Raw genomic sequence first — 16,310 nt, forward strand, 5'->3', positions numbered from 1 at the left:
ACCCGTCCAGCTGGACGAGGTCGTGCCGGACCGGAAGGGGGGAGGCATGGCGCGGACGCGGTATGCCTCGGATCGGGGGCTCACGTCACGCATGCTCGTGACGATGTTCCTGCTCGGGTTGGTGTACGTCGTCTTCGTGACGGCGTTCTTCGCCATCGCGCCCAGCTGGGGCGTGTTCGCGCTGATCGGCGCCACGGTCTTCCTGCTCGCCCAGTACTTCTTCTCCGACCGGATGACGCTCTTCGCCATGCACGGCAAGGAGGTCACGCCGCAGGAGGCGCCCGAGCTGCACGGGGTCATCGACCGGATCTGCGCGATGTCGGACGCGCCCAAGCCGCGGGTGGCGATCGCCGACACCGACGTGCCCAACGCCTTCGCGACCGGCCGCAACCAGAAGAAGGCCGTCGTCTGCGTCACCACCGGTCTGCTGCGCCGGCTCGACCCGGTGGAACTGGAGGGCGTGCTCGCGCACGAGATGGCGCACATCGCCCACAAGGACGTCGTGGTCATGACGATCGCCTCGTTCCTGGGCGTGTGCGCCGGGCTCATCACCCGGTTCGGCCTGGAGTGGGGGCTGTGGGGCGGCTTCAGCCGCCGCGACGGCGACCAGAACACCGGGCTCGTCCTGCTCGCCGTCGTCGCCGTGAGCGCGGTGGCCTACACGATCAGCTTCGTGCTCACCCGTGCCCTGTCCCGCTACCGGGAGCTGTCGGCCGACCGGGCCGCCGCGCTGCTGACCGGCCGGCCGTCGGCGCTGGCCGCCGCGCTGACCAAGGTCTCCGGCGAGATCGCCCGGATCCCCAGCAAGGACCTGCGGGCCGCCGAGCCGTTCAACGCCTTCTTCTTCGCCCCGGCGTTCACCAAGGGCTTCAGCGTCGCCTCGCTGTTCGCCACCCACCCGCCGCTGGACCGGCGGCTCGCCCAGCTGTCCAAGATCTCCGAATCGCTGAGCAGGGGAGTGTGACCGTGGGTTTCCTGGACACACTGCTCGGCCGGTCCAAGCCGGTCAAGCCGGACCTGGACCGGCTCTTCGCGCTGTCCACCGCAGCGCTGACGCTGGAGGCCGCCACGGGCTTCACCCCGACCGGTCTCGGCTCGGTGTGCTTCCGGGCGGCCGAGGGCGCGGCGTTCGCCCGCATGCAGAAGGACATCCAGGAACTGCTGGACGCCGGCGAGGGGCCGGAGGTGGAGCTCAGCACCGACTCCTACGGCTACACCTGGCTGCTGGCCAGGCAGCCCGCCGACGACCTGCCCGCGCTGGTCACCGACCTCCACGCCGTCAACGCGACCCTGGAGGCGGGCGGCTTCGGCCCGCACCTGCTGTGCTCCCTCGCGGGCTTCACGGGGGCCGACGGCCAACGCCTGGCGCTGGTCTACCTCTACAAGCGCGGCACGTTCTACCCGTTCGCCCCGCTCCCGGGAGACAAGCGGGACAACGCGCTGGAGCTGCAGGTACGCGGCGCGGTCGGCGCCGACCTGCCGTTCGAGGACGACCTGTCCCGCTGGTTCCCGGTCTGGGGCGCCCCGGGCCTGTGAACCGAAGGTTTGTGTCACACGGCACGTAATCGTCGCCGCACGCGTCCTATCGTCGTCCCGTAGCTGGAGAGCAGGGGGTCGACGGTGCCTGCGCGTTACGCACGCGAGCGAGGCCTCACCTGGCGGATGGTGCTGGCCATGGCCATGCTGGCGGTCCTGTACGGGCTGCTGGTGACGCCCTTCTTCCAGATCTCGGCGCTCTGGGGGCTCGTGGCGGCCGGGGCCGTCGTCCTCCTGCTCGTGGCCCAGATCGGCTATGCCGACCAGGTCGCGCTGTGGGCGATGGACGCCCGTGAGGTCACCGACGACGAAGAGCCGGAGCTGCACGCGCTGGTCGACCGCCTGTGCATGTCGTCGGGGCTCCCCAAGCCGCGCGTGGCCGTGGCCGACACCGACGTTCCCAACGCGTTCGCGGCGGGCTGCCGCCGGGACCGCACGGTGGTCTGCGTCACCACCGGTCTGCGCGACCGGCTGGAGACGGCCGAGCTCGAAGGCGTGCTGGCCCACGAGATGGCGCATCTCGCGCACCGGGACGTGGTGGTGGCCACGATCGCCGGGTTCCCCGCGTTCTGCGGCGGGTTGATCATCACGACCGTGAGCGGGCTGCTGCTCGGCGAGGGCCGTCCCGCCGCCCGGGTCGCCGGCGTGGTCCTGCTGCCCATGGTGCCGCTGGCCGCGCTGCTCTTCCCGGTCAGCCTGCTGCTGGACCTGGCGATCTCCCGGCACCGTGAGCTGTGCGCCGACCGCACCGGGGCCCTGCTGACCGGCCGTCCGGCCGCCGCCTCCGCCGCCCTCACCAAGATCTGCGCGGAGATCGAGTCCGCGCCCGCGGCCGAGCTGCGCGGACTGCGGCCGCTGAACGGCGTCCTCACGGTGCCCGCGCGGGCACGGGGCCGCGCGGCCCGCGAGCTGCTGTCCACCCATCCTCCGGTGGAGGAACGGGTCCGGCGGCTCACCGAGGTCTCCGAGCGGCTCGCGAGCGGAAGAAGGTGACCATGTCGTCGTTCGGAGACGTCGCGCTCGGCCGCGCGGGGACCGCCGCGCCGGACCTGGACGCGATCTTCGGCCTGGTGTCCGCCGCGGGCGTGCTGGCGGCCCTGACCGGGTTCGTCCCGACGGGGCTGGGCTCGGTGTGCTTCCGCACGGTCGACGGCGGGGTCTTCGGCGCGTTCGCCCAGGTCCAGCGGGACCTCCGGCGCCTGGTGGCGGCCGAGCCCGACGCCACCGCCGAACACAGCACCGACGCCTACGGCTGCGGCTGGGTGCTGACGCGGCATCCGCCGGGGGCGCTCGAACGCGTCGTCAACGACCTGCACGTCGTCAACGCGACATTCGAGGCCGGGGGCTTCGGGCCGTACCTGCTGTGCTCGCTGACCGGGTTCGCCCGGCCCGACGGACGCCGTCTCGCGCTGGTCTACACGCACGTGGCTGGAACGTTCTACCCGTTCGCCCCGGCGGCGGGCGGCGGCCGCGACGCCGCCCTGGAGGACCAGGCGAGAGAGGCCATCGGAGCCGACCTGCCGTTCGAGCGGGACCGCGCCAGATGGTTCCCGCTGTGGGACGCCCCCGCGATCTGACGCTCGGCGAATAAGGCCTTGGCCGGTCGCGCCGGGTGTGCCAGGCTCGGTCTCCCGGAGCCCTGGCGACGGAGCGTGGGAGGACCTGTGGGGGCACCCTGGAGCCATGAGCGGTACTGCGACGCGGCCGAGCTGGAGATCTCCCGGTTCGCCGACACCGCCCGGCAGGCCGGCCTCGACGCGCCGGTGCCGACATGCCCCGGCTGGGACGTGGCCGCCCTGGTCCGCCACCTCGGCAGCGTGCACCGCTGGGTCAGCGGCATGGTGACGACGAGATCGGAGCGCCCCCTCGGCCTCGGGGATCTGGACGTGACGTTCCCCGAGGAGCCCGCCGATCACCTGCCCTGGTTCACCGAGGGCGCGGCGGGGCTGCTGCGGGCGCTGCGCTCGACCGATCCGGATACGCCCGTGTGGACGTGGGTGGCCGGCCAGCACGCGGGGTTCTGGTCGCGGCGGATGGTGCAGGAGACGGCCGTGCACCGGTGCGACGCCGACTTCGCGCTCGGCCGCGAGCCGGTGATCGAGCCGGAGGTGGCGGCCGACGGCATCGACGAGTTCTTCGACAACCTCCCGTACGCCGCCGCCCTCATCCCCGCCATCAAGGAGCTGACGGGCCATGGCGAGACGCTGGCCTTCGGCACCACCGACACCGCAGGCCGCTGGTCGTACCGCCTGACCCCGGAGGGCTTCACCGCCGAGGCCGGCGGCGGGGACGGGCCCGCCGTCTCGGTGGACGCCGCCGCCGCCGACCTCTTCCTCTTCCTGTGGGGCCGCCGGAAGATCGGCGACCCCCGCCTGGCGATCTCCGGAGACGAGGCACCGCTCCGCCGCTGGGTGGAGCACACCGCCTTCTGACTAGGGGAGCGCGAGCATCTGGTCGAGGGCGACGCGGGCGTAGTGAGCGGTCTCGGCGTCCACCTCGATGCGGTTGACGACCTCGCCGCGCGCCAGTGCCTCCAGCGACCAGACCAGGTGCGGCAGGTCGATCCGGTTCATGGTCGAGCAGAAGCAGACCGTCTTGTCGAGGAACATGATGTTCTTGTCCGGGTGGGCGCCCGCCAGCCGCTTGACCAGGTTGAGCTCGGTGCCCACGGCCCAGGCCGAACCCGCCGGCGCCGCCTCGATGGTCTTGATGATGTACTCGGTCGAGCCGACCTGGTCGGCGCTCAGCACCACCTCGTGGCGGCATTCGGGGTGGACGAGGACGTTCACGCCGGGCACCCGGGCCCGCACGTCGTCCACCGACTCCTTGCTGAACCGGCCGTGGACCGAGCAGTGACCGCGCCAGAGCAGCATCTTGGCGTCGCGCAGTTGCCGGTGGGACAGCCCGCCGTCAGGGCGGTGCGGGTTGTAGACGACGCAGTCGTCCAGGGAGAGGCCCATCTCCAGCACGGCGGTGTTGCGTCCCAGGTGCTGGTCGGGCAGGAACAGCACCTTGGAACCCTTCGCGTAGGCCCAGTCCAGCGCCCGCTTGGCGTTGGAGGAGGTGCACACGACACCGCCGTGGCGGCCGACGAAGGCCTTGATGTCGGCGGAGGAGTTCATGTACGTGACGGGGACCACGTCACCGGCGATCCCGGCGTCCTCCAGGGCCTCCCAGCACTCCTCCACCTGGTCGAAGGTCGCCATGTCGGCCATGGAGCAGCCCGCGGCCAGGTCGGGCAGCACGACCTGCTGGTGCCCGGCGGTGAGGATGTCGGCCGACTCGGCCATGAAGTGCACGCCGCAGAACACGAGGTAGGGCGCGTCCGGCCGGGCCGCCGCCTGCCGGGCCAGCTTGAACGAGTCGCCGGTCACGTCCGCGAACTGGATGACCTCGTCACGCTGGTAGTGGTGCCCCAGGACGAAGACCTGGTCGCCGAGCGCCGCCTTGGCCGCCCTGGCGCGCTCCACCAGCCCCGGGTCGGAGGCGGCGGGAAGCTCGCCCGGACAGTCGACGCCGCGTTCGCTGGCCGGGTCGGAGCCGGTACCGAGGAAGAGCAAAGGAAGATCGCGCACTGGGGTGGTCACTGGAGTCTCCCTCCCCGAGAGTGGGGGGCTTATCGTCGCTTTGACGACTAATAATCGCACACGTAGCGGACAACTGAACCGTCCGGGACCCTCGCTGTGACATAGAACGCACCCGCGCCCTGCGTGACGCCGATCCGAGGTGAAACACTGGTGATACGAGGAATGGCCTAGGAGCGAGGTACGTTGTCCTGAGGAAGAAGGCGGCAACGCCCTCGTGGACATGCGACAGTTCGCCGCTTGAGCGGCGTAGCGAGACCCGGGAGCTGAACACATGACGGTTTCAGGCGAGACCAGCACGCAGGAGACCACGCAGCAGGGCGTCGTCCTCACCGACGCCGCCGCCGAGAAGGCCAAGGGCCTGCTCGAGCAGGAGGGCCGCGACGACCTGGCGCTGCGTGTCGCCGTGCAGCCGGGCGGCTGCTCGGGTCTGATCTACCAGCTCTTCTTCGACGAGCGGGAGATGGACGGCGACCAGATCCAGAACTTCGACGGCCTGAGCGTGCGCGTCGACCGCATGAGCGCCCCGTACCTCACCGGTGCCACGATCGACTTCGTCGACAGCATCGAGAAGCAGGGCTTCACGATCGACAACCCGAACGCCTCGGGCTCCTGCGCCTGCGGCGACTCGTTCAACTAGCGGCGCTCGCCTGGCGGCTCGGCCCTCAAGGCGAGCGCGGCATCGCTTCGCGATCTGCCCGGTGGAGCCCGCCTTCGGCATCGCTCCACCGGTGGTCAAGGCCACTTCAAGACAGGCTCTAGACAACGGACCGGCCGCGCAGGCCGTGTCCCGAAGCGGCCCGGATGTCCTTTATTTCCGGGCCGCTTCTTTCGTGTTCTCCGGGTAACCGTAAGCAGGCGGTGGATGCTGCCCCCGCCCCAAGGCCAAGTAGGCTTTGCAGTTCCCCAGCTGGGTTGTAGAGAAGCCGGACAAATAGCCGGACGACACCGACGAGGAGAGCGACCCGCCGTGCGCATCGCCGTGACTGGCTCCATCGCGACCGACCATCTGATGACCTTCCCGGGCAGGTTCACCGACAGCCTGCGCCCCGACCAGCTCGACACGGTCTCGTTGTCCTTCCTGGTCGACCAGCTCGACATCCGGCGCGGTGGCGTCGCCCCCAACATCTGCTTCGCCATGGGCTGCCTGGGCAAGGAGTCCATCCTGGTCGGGGCGGTGGGCGCCGACTTCGCCGATTACCGGTCCTGGCTTGAACGGCACCGGGTCGACACCGCGTCGGTGCACGTGTCCGAGCTGCACCACACCGCTCGGTTCCTGTGCACCACCGACCAGGACCAGAACCAGATCGCCTCGTTCTACGCCGGCGCGATGAGCGAGGCCCGCTCGATCGAGCTGGGTCCCGTGGCCGACCGGGTCGGCGGCCTCGACCTGGTGCTGATCAGCCCGAACGATCCCGAGGCGATGCTGCGCCACACCGACGAGTGCCGTGACCGCGGCATCCCGTTCGCCGCCGACCCCTCCCAGCAGCTGGCCCGGATGGACGGCGCCGACATCCGCCGCCTCATCGACGGCGCCGCGTACCTGTTCACCAACGAGTACGAGAAGGCCCTCACCGAGGAGAAGACCGGCTGGAGCGACGCCGAGATCCTCGACCGCACCGGGGTCCGCATCACCACCCTGGGCGCCAAGGGCGTGATCATCGACCGCAAGGGCGAGGAAGGGCTGCACGTGCCCGCCGTCCGCGTGGACGCCGTGGTCGACCCGACCGGCGGCGGCGACGCCTTCCGCGCCGGCTTCCTGACCGCGACCGCCTGGGGCCTGTCGCTGGAGCGGGCGGCCCAGGTCGGCAACCTCATCGCCGCGCACGTCCTAGAGGTCGCCGGCCCGCAGGAGTACCACCTGTCCAAGACCGCCTTCCTGGACCGCCTGTCCACCGCCTACGGCGCCGACGCAGCCGCCGAAGTCAGCCCCCACCTCGACACCCCGTACCCCTAACGCAAGAAGCCGTGCCCCGTCCCGCAAACGCGGAACGGGGCACGACTGCGCACGGCCCGGCCTCGAACGGCATGTCCGTCGCCTTGAATTCCCCTGGCGCGGCCCTCGGGGGGCCGGTGCGCTTCTTCCAGAGACTGCAACCGTCTCAGTGCAACAACCTCAACCGTCACGCGAGCGCGCGACCGGGTCGTGAAGCGAGCCGAAGGCGAAGCTTCACGAGAGATCGCGAAGCGATGTCGCGCTCGCCGCTTTTGCGGTTCGGCGGCCGAGCCGCCAGGCGAGGTCGTCGAGGCCGTAAAAGCCAGAAACACAGTGCGGTTCGGCGGCCGAGCCGCCAGGCGAGGTCGTCGAGGCCGTAAAAGAATCAATATGTACGACGAATATGGAAGCCCCAGCCGCCGTGGGGGAGGGTTTCCTCGCGGACGAAGTCCTGGGACTTCATCCGGCACCAGGCGGGGACGTCGGTACGGGCGGCGACGTCGTCGGCCAGGACCGCGATGACGTCGCCGACGGGCACCTCGCGGAGGCGTTCGGCCAGCATGATGATCGGGATGGGGCACTTGCGGCCCAGCGCGTCGATCACCAGGGCGGGCGACGGCTCGGACGGGTCGGGCATGGCGGGTGGCTGGGCGGCGCCGTCGGCACCGTCCCGCGAGCCGCTCCTGGTACGGCTTCGGAACCTCATGGGCGCACCCGCCTCCCTGTCGTCGGGTTCTGGGAGCTGGTCGTGGAGATCATGACGTGGTCACTCCGGCGGTCCGGCGGAGCCGGGTGACGGCCTCGGGGAGAACGGCGATGAAGCGGTCGACATCGGTCGCTTTTGCTCCACGCGGCAGCGATACCCGGACGTTGCCATGGGTAATCACTCCCATCGCCTCAAGGACATGACTGGGACGCAGCGTATCCGCCGTACATGAACTTCCCGACGAAACCGCGAATCCCAGCCTGTCCAATTCGGTGAGGAGTGCCTCCCCCTCGACGTACAGGCAGGAGAACGTCACGAGATGGGGCAGCCGCGCGACCGGGTCGCCGACCACCTGCACGTCGGGGATCAGGGTCGGCAGCCGGGTGCGGATCTGGTCGACCAGCGCCCAAAGCCGGGGCCCGTCGGCCGCCATCTCGGCCCGGTATGCCTCCAGCGCGGCGGCCGCCGCGACGATGCCCGGCACGTTCTCGAAGCCCGGGATCCGCCGTCCCTCGCGCTCGTCGCTGGGCAGCGGCGACCGCCAGCGGGTGTTCTTGCGGATGACCAGCACGCCGACGCCCGCCGGGCCGCCCCACTTGTGGGCGCTGGCGGCCAGGAACGACCAGCCGGCCGGGATGTCCGTCCGGCCCGCCGACTGGGCGGCGTCCACGAGCAGCGGCACACGGGCGGCGCGGCAGATCTCGGCGATCTCCTCCACGGGCTGCAGCGTGCCCACCTCGTGGTTGGCCGACTGCAGGCAGGCCAGCGCGGTGTCGGGGCGCAGCGCGGCGGCGAACGCGGCCACGTCGACCCGGCCCCGCTGGTCCACCGGGACCGTGGTCACCTTGCCGCCGTCGCGTTCGTGCAGCCCGGCGGCGTGCAGCACGCTGGAGTGCTCCACGGCGCTCACCACCAGGTGGCGGCCGACCCGCCGCCGCGCGTGCAGGGAGCCGAGCACCCCGAGGTGCACCGCCTGGGTGCCGGACGTGGTGAACGACACCTCGTCGGGCCGTGCCCCGAGGACGCCGGCGACGCGTTCGCGCGCCTGGTCGAGGAGCAGCCGGGCCCCGCGGGCCACGCCGTACAGGCGAGCGGGGTCGGCCCAGCCCGTCTCCAGGGCCCGGAGCAGGGCCTCGCGACCCGCCGGATGCAGGGGTTCGGTGGACGCGGCGTCGAAATACGCGGTCATCGGTGAAGCCCCGTGCGAGTTAGCCACGCCAGAACCCTAACCGGGCACCCGACACAGGGTGTGCGTGACCCGCGCGCTAATGTGTCCCCCAAACGTGTAACAACTGATCTCACTGCCCGGGAGTTCCCTGGGCTCTCATCCGTGGGGAAGGCATTCCGTGAGTCCGACCCGCTCTAGGGAGCGGCGCACGCCTGTGCGCGGTCGCCGTGCATTGAGGAGCGCCGCCGCGCTGGGCCTGCTGGCGATGACCGCCACCGCCTGCAGCGGCGAGGTGAAGCGCCTGGGCATGCCCGAGCCGATCAGTGACCAGGCCGAGCGCATGCTCACGCTCTGGCAGGGCTCCTGGATCGCGGCGTTCGCCGTGGGCGCCGTCGTCTGGGGACTGATCATCTGGGCGGTGCTGTTCCACCGCAAGCGCTCCGACGACCTGCCGCCGCAGGTGCGCTACAACATGCCGATCGAGATCCTCTATACGGCGGTCCCGTTCGTCATCATCGCGGTGCTCTTCTACTTCACCGCGCGCGACGAGAACTACGTCGAGAAGACCACCAAGAACCCGGCGGTCACGATCGACGTCACCGGCTTCCAGTGGAGCTGGCAGTTCGACCACAAGGAGAAGGACGCCTCCGGCAAGGAGAAGACCGTCGCCTCCGTAATCGGCACTCCGGTCGCGCCGAACGCCCCCGCGGGGGCCAAGCCGGTCATGATGGTCCCGGCGAACCAGACGGTCCGCGTGCGGCTGCACGCCAACGACGTCATCCACTCGTTCTGGGTGCCGGCACTCCTCTACAAGAAGGACGTCATGCCGGGCTACGTCAACGAGTTCGAGTTCACGGCGCGCAAGCTCGGCACCTACGAGGGCCGCTGTGCCGAGCTCTGCGGCGTCGACCACAGCCGGATGCTCTTCCAGCTCCAGGTCGTGCCGCCCGAGCAGTACGCCAAGTTCATCGCCGATTCCAAGGCCAAGGCAGCGGGGGGTGCCAAGTGACGACGGTGAGTCACGCACCGAGCGCGCAGATCACCGCGTCGCGGACGACCAAGGGGCGGCTCATCGCCAACTGGATGTCGTCCACCGACCACAAGGTGATCGGCTACCTCTATCTGATCACGTCGTTCTTCATGTTCCTGATCGGCGGCGTGATGGCGCTGCTGATGCGGGCCGAGCTGTACAAGCCGGGCCTGCAGGTGATGAGCAACGAGCAGTTCAACCAGCTGTTCACCATGCACGGCACGATCATGCTGCTGATGTTCGCGACGCCGCTGTTCGCCGGCTTCGCCAACGTCATCATGCCGCTGCAGATCGGCGCGCCCGACGTGGCGTTCCCGCGCATGAACATGCTGGCCTACTGGCTGTTCCTGTTCGGCAGCCTGATCGTGCTGGCGGGCTTCCTCACGCCGGGCGGCGCCGCCAGCTTCGGCTGGTTCGCCTACGCGCCGCTGTCGGACGCGGTGCGCTCGCCGGGCGTCGGCGGCGACATGTGGGTGATGGGCCTGGCGATGTCGGGCTTCGGCACCATCATGGGCGCGGTCAACTTCATCACCACGATCCTGTGCATGCGCGCGCCGGGCATGACGATGTTCCGGATGCCGATCTTCACCTGGAACATCCTGCTGACCTCGATCCTGGTCCTGCTGGCGTTCCCGGTGCTGGCCGCGGCGCTGCTGGCCCTGGAGGCCGACCGCAAGCTCGGCGCCCACGTCTTCGACGCGGCCCACGGCGGCGCGCTGCTCTGGCAACACCTGTTCTGGTTCTTCGGGCATCCGGAGGTCTACATCATCGCCTTGCCCTTCTTCGGCATCGTGACGGAGATCCTCCCGGTGTTCAGCCGCAAGCCGGTGTTCGGTTACATCGGCCTGGTGTTCGCGACGATCACCATCGCGGGGCTGTCCATCACCGTGTGGGCCCACCACATGTTCGTGACCGGCCAGGTGCTGCTGCCGTTCTTCTCGTTCATGACGTTCCTGATCGCGGTGCCCACGGGGGTGAAGTTCTTCAACTGGGTCGGGACGATCTGGCGAGGACAACTGACCTTCGAGTCGCCGATGCTCTGGTCGCTCGGCTTCCTGGTGACCTTCCTCTTCGGTGGTCTCACCGGCGTCATCCTGGCCTCGCCGCCGATGGACTTCCAGCTGTCGGACTCCTACTTCGTGGTGGCGCACTTCCACTACGTGGTGTTCGGCACCGTGGTGTTCGCGATGTTCGCCGGCTTCTACTTCTGGTGGCCCAAGTTCACCGGCAAGATGCTGAACGACACGCTCGGCAAGGTGCACTTCTGGCTGCTGTTCATCGGCTTCCACGGCACGTTCCTCATCCAGCACTGGCTGGGTGCCGCGGGCATGCCGCGCCGGTACTCCGACTACGCCAGCGAGTTCACCGGGATGAACCAGGTCTCGACGATCTTCTCGTTCATCCTCGGCTGCTCGCTGCTGCCCTTCTTCTACAACGTCTACATCACGGCGAAGAAGGGCAAGAAGGTCGAAGTGGACGACCCGTGGGGCTACGGCTCGTCGCTTGAATGGGCGACGTCCTGCCCGCCGCCGCGGCACAACTTCAACTCGATCCCGAAGATCCGTTCCGAGCGGCCGGCGTTCGACCTGCACCACCCGCACGTGGGTGCCAAGGGCGAGCTCGCGGGTGCCGGCGCGGGCGGCTCGGCGGCCGGCGTGCTGAAGGGGGAGGACTAGCCGATGCGCGTTCAGGCGTTCATGTTCTACGGGTGCGCGGTGTTCTTCCTCGCCACCGACGTCGTCTACTGGCTCTGGTCCAAGGACTGGACCGGCACCACGGCGATGGCCCTGGCCGTCGGCCTGGCCGGCCTGATCGGGTTCTACATCCACTTCACGGTCCGGCGGCTGGAGAGCGCCAACGGCGGCCCGCTGTACGAGGACGACCCCGAGGGTGACATCGCCGACGCCGCCGGCGAGCTGGGCTTCTTCAGCCCGCACAGCTGGTGGCCGCTGTTCCTGGCGCTGTCGGCGGCGCTGGTCACGCTCGGCGTGGTCTTCGGCTGGTGGCTGGTGATCCTGGGCAGCGCGGCGACGATCATGACCTCGATCGGTCTGGTCTTCGAGTACTACAGGGGTCATTTCTCCCACTGAGTGGCAAAGGTTTCCCAGAGGGGCCGGTGATCGCGCGCATGCGAGCACCGGCCCCTTCATAATGGAACGCGTCCGGCGTGTCACCGTACGGACACACAGCCATGCAGAGAGTGATGTCCGGGGGTTTGACGGTGCAGGTCGGCGTCTCAGTAACGGCAGGGCGCGAACGCCGTGCCACCGCCGCCGTGATCGCAATGACGATGGCGGCCGGGGTCGCCGGGTGCTCGGACGGCGGCCTGACCGACGGCAGGGATGCCGTGAAACTCTCGGTGAGCCCGGGTGACGGCACCGCCTCGCTGCGTCCGGACAGCGCGATCGGGATACAGGCGCAGAACGGGACGATCGAGAACGTTACCGTCAGCACCGGCGGCGAGGAGGTCGAGGGCGACCTCAACGCCGACCGGACCGGGTGGCGCTCGCGCTGGACGCTCGACCCCGCCAGCAAGTACAAGGTCACCGCCACCGCGCTCGGCCGGGACGGCAAGACCCAGACTGTGACGAGCCGGTTCACCACCGCCAAGCCCAAGAAGGCGATGGCGACCACGGTCGAGGCGCCCTCGCACAAGGAGACGGTCGGGGTCGGGATGCCGATCATCCTGAACTTCGACGAGGAGGTCGCCGACCGGGCCGCGGTGGAACGGGCGCTGGAGCTGCGTTCCTCCAAGGCCGTCGAGGGGGCCTGGCACTGGTTCGACGACCAGCGGGTGGTGTTCCGCACCAGGAAGTACTGGCCGCGGCACACGCAGGTGAGCTTCCGCGCCCACCTCAGCGGGGTGCGCTTCGCCGGCGGCCTGTACGGCACCGACGACAAGAACCTCGACTTCCGGGTCGGTGACGAGCACATCATCAAGGCGAGCGAGAACTCGCACCAGATGTGGGTCCGGGTGAACGGCAGGCTCAAGCGCACGATCCCGGTCAGCATGGGGATGGGCGGCGTCCGCAAGTACATCACCACCAACGGCGACCACCTGACCATGGACAAGGGCAGCCCCGTCATCATGGACTCGTCCACGGTCGGCTGCGGGCCGGGCTGCCCCGGCTACTACCGCCAGACGGTCTACTCGGCCGTGCGCATCTCCGACAGCGGCGAGTACGTCCACAGCGCGCCCTGGTCGGTCGGCAGCCAGGGCAACAGCAACGTCAGCCACGGCTGCGTCAACATCAGCCCGGGCAACGCCTCCTGGTTCTACGACCTGGTCTACCGGGGCGACCCGGTGAAGATCACGGGCACCGCGCGGGAGCTGGAGCCGGAGAACGGCTGGGGCTTCTGGCAGCTCGATTGGGCGGACTGGGCGAAGGGCAGCGCACTCAAGCAGACGCTGCACGTGGGCCCGCGCGGCGCGAACCCCGTGCCGCTCTCCCCGAAGACCTCTCCCGCGCCGAAGCCCACGACGTCGCCTTCGTCGTCCGGCGGCCCGCTGACCGACACCGCGCCGACCAGCACCGGCACGCGCCCGGCCCAGCCAGGCTGATCGCAGACCGGCACTCGCCTGCCCGAGCCAGGCTGATCGCAGACCGGCACTCGCCTGCCCGAGCCAGGGTGATCGCAGACCGGCACTCGCCTGCCCAGTCAGCGGCGGGTGAGCGGTGAAGGCTCCGGCATGTGGTTCTGCCTGGCCCAGGAGCGCGCCATCGCGATGCGTTCAGGGCCCGCCGGATGGGAGACCCAGAGCAGGTATTCGAGGGCGTCCGGCCGCAGGTCGGAGATGTTGCGCACGGACAGCTCGTGCTGCATCGTCACGAACGTCTCCGGGTCGCGGGTCAGGTCGAGGGCGTGCGCGTCGGCCCGGGCCTCGATGTGGCGGCTGATGAGGTTCTGCACGGGGCCGCCGAGCGTGGACGCCACGGTGACGAGGGCCAGCAGCAGCGCCACGGAACGAGGGTCGGCCAGGCTTTCCCCAGCCTGGGCGCGGCGCCGCAGGCCGGGCGAGGTCATGAGGAGCTGGAGCAGGCACACGGCGCCCGCCACGCCCAGAGCGCCGATCAGGGTCCCGTGGAGGACGTCCTTGTGCTTGGCGTGCCCCAGCTCGTGCGCCACGATCGACTCGATGCGTTCGGGCGGGGACTTCAGAAGCGTGTCGTACACGACGATGCGCCGCGTGGAGCCGAAGCCGGAGACATAGGCGTTGAGCGCGGTGGTACGCCGGGAGGCGTCCGCGACCAGCACGTCCTCCACCGGCACGCCGTCACGCTCGGCCATGGCCAGCAGGTCGGTCCGGAGCTTCCCCGCCGGCAGCGAGTGGAACTTGTTGAACACGGGCTCGACCACGACCGGGTAGGCGAACGACACCGCGAGCACGAGCGCGAAGCCGCCCGCCGCCGCTCCCGTCCACCAGTAACGGGGGAAGCGCCGCAGCAGCCCGTACAGCAGCACGAGCGCGATCGACCAGATCGCCCACGTGACGCCGAGCGACTTCGCCTGGTCCACGAGCCACTCCGGCCAGCTCTGCGTGGACAGGCCGTACCGCCGCAGCACCGACTCGCTCCAGATGGAGAACGGCAGCCGGGCCAGCCGGAGAACGGCCGTGAGGACCAGTGCCGCGCCGACCACCCGCAGCGGCCACCGGCGGACCCGCGCGGTCGTCCAGGCGATGAGCCGGGAACCCAGCGGGGTGAGGCCGAGGAGCAGGACCAGCGCGAGCCCGAGCACGAACCGCGCGTACGCGGGCGGGTTGAGGGCGGCGTCGAACGCGCGTGAACGCTCGATCTCGGCGGGCGTGAAGTCCAGCGCGGGATCGGCGGCCACCGAACCGCCCGGCACGTGCTCGGGAATCGGATGCCACGGCGTGGTCACGGCCAGGATCACCCCGACGGCCGCGAAGAGCACGGCGGCAGTGATCGCCGCGGCGATCCGCGACCGCCGCATGTCCCTCGTCCTACCACCCCGCCCCACCACCACTTCCGCCGCAGGCGGCTCTGGGGCGGGTTTGTGCTCCGGCTCGGTCAACGCAGCTCCTCGCGCAGGTAGTCGCGCCACATGGCGGTGAAGCGGGCGGTGGTGACGCCCAGCACCTCGCGCAGGGCGGCCGCCTCGGGCCGGCGCCCGGCGGCGCGGTAGAGCCGGACGAGTTCACGTTCACCGTACCGGTCGGCGATCATCCGGCAGGCGAGCCACGCCTCCTGGTAGGCCTGCGACAGCCGTGGGGAGGTGCCGTCGAACGCCGCGCGGCCGGGGAGGGCGGCGGGCGTGCGGCCCGCGGCGATCTCCCGGTGCAGTTCGCGCGCCGCCGACCGTACGCTCACCTTGGTGTCGCGGTAGCCGACGTAGTCGGCGAAACCCTCGATGAGCCACAGCGGCGTGCGGCCGTCGCGGGCGCCGCCGGTGGCCACATGGGTCAGTTCGTGGGTGAGGACGACGTTCTGGCCGAGGGCGTTCAGGCGGCCGAACGTGTCCGCCGAGACGACGATGCGGTCCTCGCCGCGCCCGCCGGTCGCCGAGGGCGCCACCGTGGCCAGGGCCGCGATGTCCTTGAGGTGCTGGGTGTCGCCGACCAGGGACGCCGCCAGGGCCGGATCGGCGGGGACGAGCGCCACCGCACGCCGGGGCCAGTCCGAGCCGACCACGCCGGTCACGACGGGCACGGCCGCGGCCAGGCGCCGGGCGATGCCGTCGAGGCCGGGGGCGTCCCCGATGACCAGCCCGCCGCGGCCGCGCCGGACGGTCAGCGGGCCGCCGTCCCAGATCTCGGCCTCGTCGCGCAGGCCACGGCCGGCGGCATCGCCGACGATCACCCAGCTGCCCGAGCGGGCGGCGAACGTGAGATACCGGGTACGTGCGACCGGGCCGCGGTCGAAGCCGCGCAGCTTGTAGTGGAGGCTGATCCGCACGGCGGGGGCGCCGGAGGGGCCCGGCGGCTCGATCGCCTCGTACCGTTCACGCCAGGACTCCAGCGGCAGCCTGGTGAGGTTGTCGAAGACCCTGGCCTGCGCCTCCTGGTAGGCCGCGGGGGCGGAGGCGACGGTGGCGAGGAAGCGCGCACGGTCGTGCTCGCGTACGGCCGCGGCGCGGTTGGCGAGGACGGTCTCGACCGCGCGGGTGTCGGGGACGCCCGCGACCGGGGCCGTCGCGGCGGCGTCACGCGGGGAGGCGTCCCCGCGGACGGTGACCCCGGCCGCCGCCAGGGCGCAGGCGGTCGCGGCCAGGACGATCAGCGCGACGGCCCGGCGGCGTGGCACGCCACCGGGCCGGTCGTCCGGCGGCGGGCCGGGCGGGTCGTCCGGGGCCGAGCCGGGCCGGTCGTCTTCCATGCGGCCGATCCT

General features: G+C 70.6%; 16 protein-coding genes. 11 read left to right on the forward strand and 5 right to left on the reverse strand.

Translation table 11 applies throughout. The features are described 5' to 3' along the window. Positions 1–46 precede the first annotated feature (46 nt). The 5 genes from htpX to ABD333_RS03940 all read left to right on the forward strand — a co-directional run bounded on the left by htpX (position 47) and on the right by ABD333_RS03940 (position 3,968). Complete coding sequence (htpX, locus tag ABD333_RS03920; protein WP_344537723.1) at positions 47–964, forward strand: zinc metalloprotease HtpX; 918 nt, start codon at positions 47–49, stop codon at positions 962–964. A gap of 2 nt (positions 965–966) precedes the next feature. Next, the gene (gene pspAB / locus ABD333_RS03925) at positions 967–1,536 is read left to right on the forward strand and encodes a PspA-associated protein PspAB (RefSeq protein ID WP_344537724.1); all 570 of its coding nucleotides are present in this window, start codon (positions 967–969) and stop codon (positions 1,534–1,536) included. Between the two features lie 84 nt (positions 1,537–1,620). After that, positions 1,621–2,529, forward strand: a complete 909-nt coding sequence (locus ABD333_RS03930) for a M48 family metalloprotease (RefSeq protein ID WP_344537726.1) — start codon at positions 1,621–1,623, stop codon at positions 2,527–2,529. A gap of 2 nt (positions 2,530–2,531) precedes the next feature. After that, positions 2,532–3,113, forward strand: coding sequence for a PspA-associated protein PspAB (gene pspAB, locus ABD333_RS03935; RefSeq protein WP_344537727.1), 582 nt, complete (start codon positions 2,532–2,534; stop codon positions 3,111–3,113). Positions 3,114–3,200: 87 nt separating this feature from the next. After that, entirely contained in the window at positions 3,201–3,968 is a 768-nt protein-coding gene (locus ABD333_RS03940) for a maleylpyruvate isomerase family mycothiol-dependent enzyme (RefSeq protein WP_344537729.1), read from the forward strand. On the opposite strand, the gene nadA is transcribed toward ABD333_RS03940, so the two are convergent. After that, positions 3,969–5,123: a quinolinate synthase NadA gene (gene nadA, locus ABD333_RS03945; protein ID WP_344537731.1), complete on the reverse strand. Its 1,155-nt coding sequence runs from the start codon at positions 5,121–5,123 to the stop codon at positions 3,969–3,971. It lies immediately after the preceding gene. A 271-nt stretch (positions 5,124–5,394) separates the two neighbouring features. Between nadA and ABD333_RS03950 the strand changes: the two genes are divergently transcribed. Both ABD333_RS03950 and ABD333_RS03955 read left to right on the forward strand, forming a co-directional pair. Continuing rightward, positions 5,395–5,760, forward strand: coding sequence for a HesB/IscA family protein (locus ABD333_RS03950; protein WP_344537733.1), 366 nt, complete (start codon positions 5,395–5,397; stop codon positions 5,758–5,760). Between the two features lie 330 nt (positions 5,761–6,090). Then, entirely contained in the window at positions 6,091–7,077 is a 987-nt protein-coding gene (locus ABD333_RS03955) for a carbohydrate kinase family protein (RefSeq protein WP_344537735.1), read from the forward strand. Between the two features lie 364 nt (positions 7,078–7,441). Here ABD333_RS03955 and ABD333_RS03960 read toward each other — a convergent pair whose 3' ends face one another. Both ABD333_RS03960 and ABD333_RS03965 read right to left on the reverse strand, forming a co-directional pair. Then, positions 7,442–7,762: a sulfurtransferase TusA family protein gene (locus tag ABD333_RS03960; RefSeq protein ID WP_344537736.1), complete on the reverse strand. Its 321-nt coding sequence runs from the start codon at positions 7,760–7,762 to the stop codon at positions 7,442–7,444. Positions 7,763–7,811: 49 nt separating this feature from the next. Further along, a complete protein-coding gene (locus ABD333_RS03965; RefSeq protein ID WP_344537737.1) occupies positions 7,812–8,951 on the reverse strand; it encodes a cysteine desulfurase family protein in 1,140 nt (379 codons plus the stop codon). A 193-nt stretch (positions 8,952–9,144) separates the two neighbouring features. Here ABD333_RS03965 and ctaC point away from each other — a divergent pair, with 193 nt between their 5' ends. The 4 genes from ctaC to ABD333_RS03985 all read left to right on the forward strand — a co-directional run bounded on the left by ctaC (position 9,145) and on the right by ABD333_RS03985 (position 13,522). Beyond that, positions 9,145–9,939: an aa3-type cytochrome oxidase subunit II gene (ctaC, locus tag ABD333_RS03970; RefSeq protein WP_344537738.1), complete on the forward strand. Its 795-nt coding sequence runs from the start codon at positions 9,145–9,147 to the stop codon at positions 9,937–9,939. Positions 9,940–10,013: 74 nt separating this feature from the next. Beyond that, a complete protein-coding gene (gene ctaD, locus ABD333_RS03975) occupies positions 10,014–11,636 on the forward strand; it encodes an aa3-type cytochrome oxidase subunit I (RefSeq protein ID WP_344538832.1) in 1,623 nt (540 codons plus the stop codon). 3 nt (positions 11,637–11,639) lie between these two features. Beyond that, positions 11,640–12,050, forward strand: coding sequence for a cytochrome c oxidase subunit 4 (locus tag ABD333_RS03980; protein ID WP_344537739.1), 411 nt, complete (start codon positions 11,640–11,642; stop codon positions 12,048–12,050). A 113-nt stretch (positions 12,051–12,163) separates the two neighbouring features. Then, entirely contained in the window at positions 12,164–13,522 is a 1,359-nt protein-coding gene (locus ABD333_RS03985) for a L,D-transpeptidase (protein ID WP_344537740.1), read from the forward strand. 98 nt (positions 13,523–13,620) lie between these two features. Here the strand turns inward: ABD333_RS03985 and ABD333_RS03990 are convergent, their stop codons facing one another. Beyond that, positions 13,621–14,916 (reverse strand): M48 family metallopeptidase, encoded by a 1,296-nt coding sequence (locus ABD333_RS03990; RefSeq protein WP_344537742.1) that lies wholly within the window; start codon positions 14,914–14,916, stop codon positions 13,621–13,623. A 77-nt stretch (positions 14,917–14,993) separates the two neighbouring features. After that, a complete protein-coding gene (locus tag ABD333_RS03995; protein ID WP_344537744.1) occupies positions 14,994–16,298 on the reverse strand; it encodes a hypothetical protein in 1,305 nt (434 codons plus the stop codon). Positions 16,299–16,310: the final 12 nt, after the last annotated feature.

The organism is Actinomadura fulvescens, from assembly GCF_039533225.1.
In the GTDB taxonomy this organism is placed as follows: Bacteria; Actinomycetota; Actinomycetes; order Streptosporangiales; family Streptosporangiaceae; genus Spirillospora; species Spirillospora fulvescens.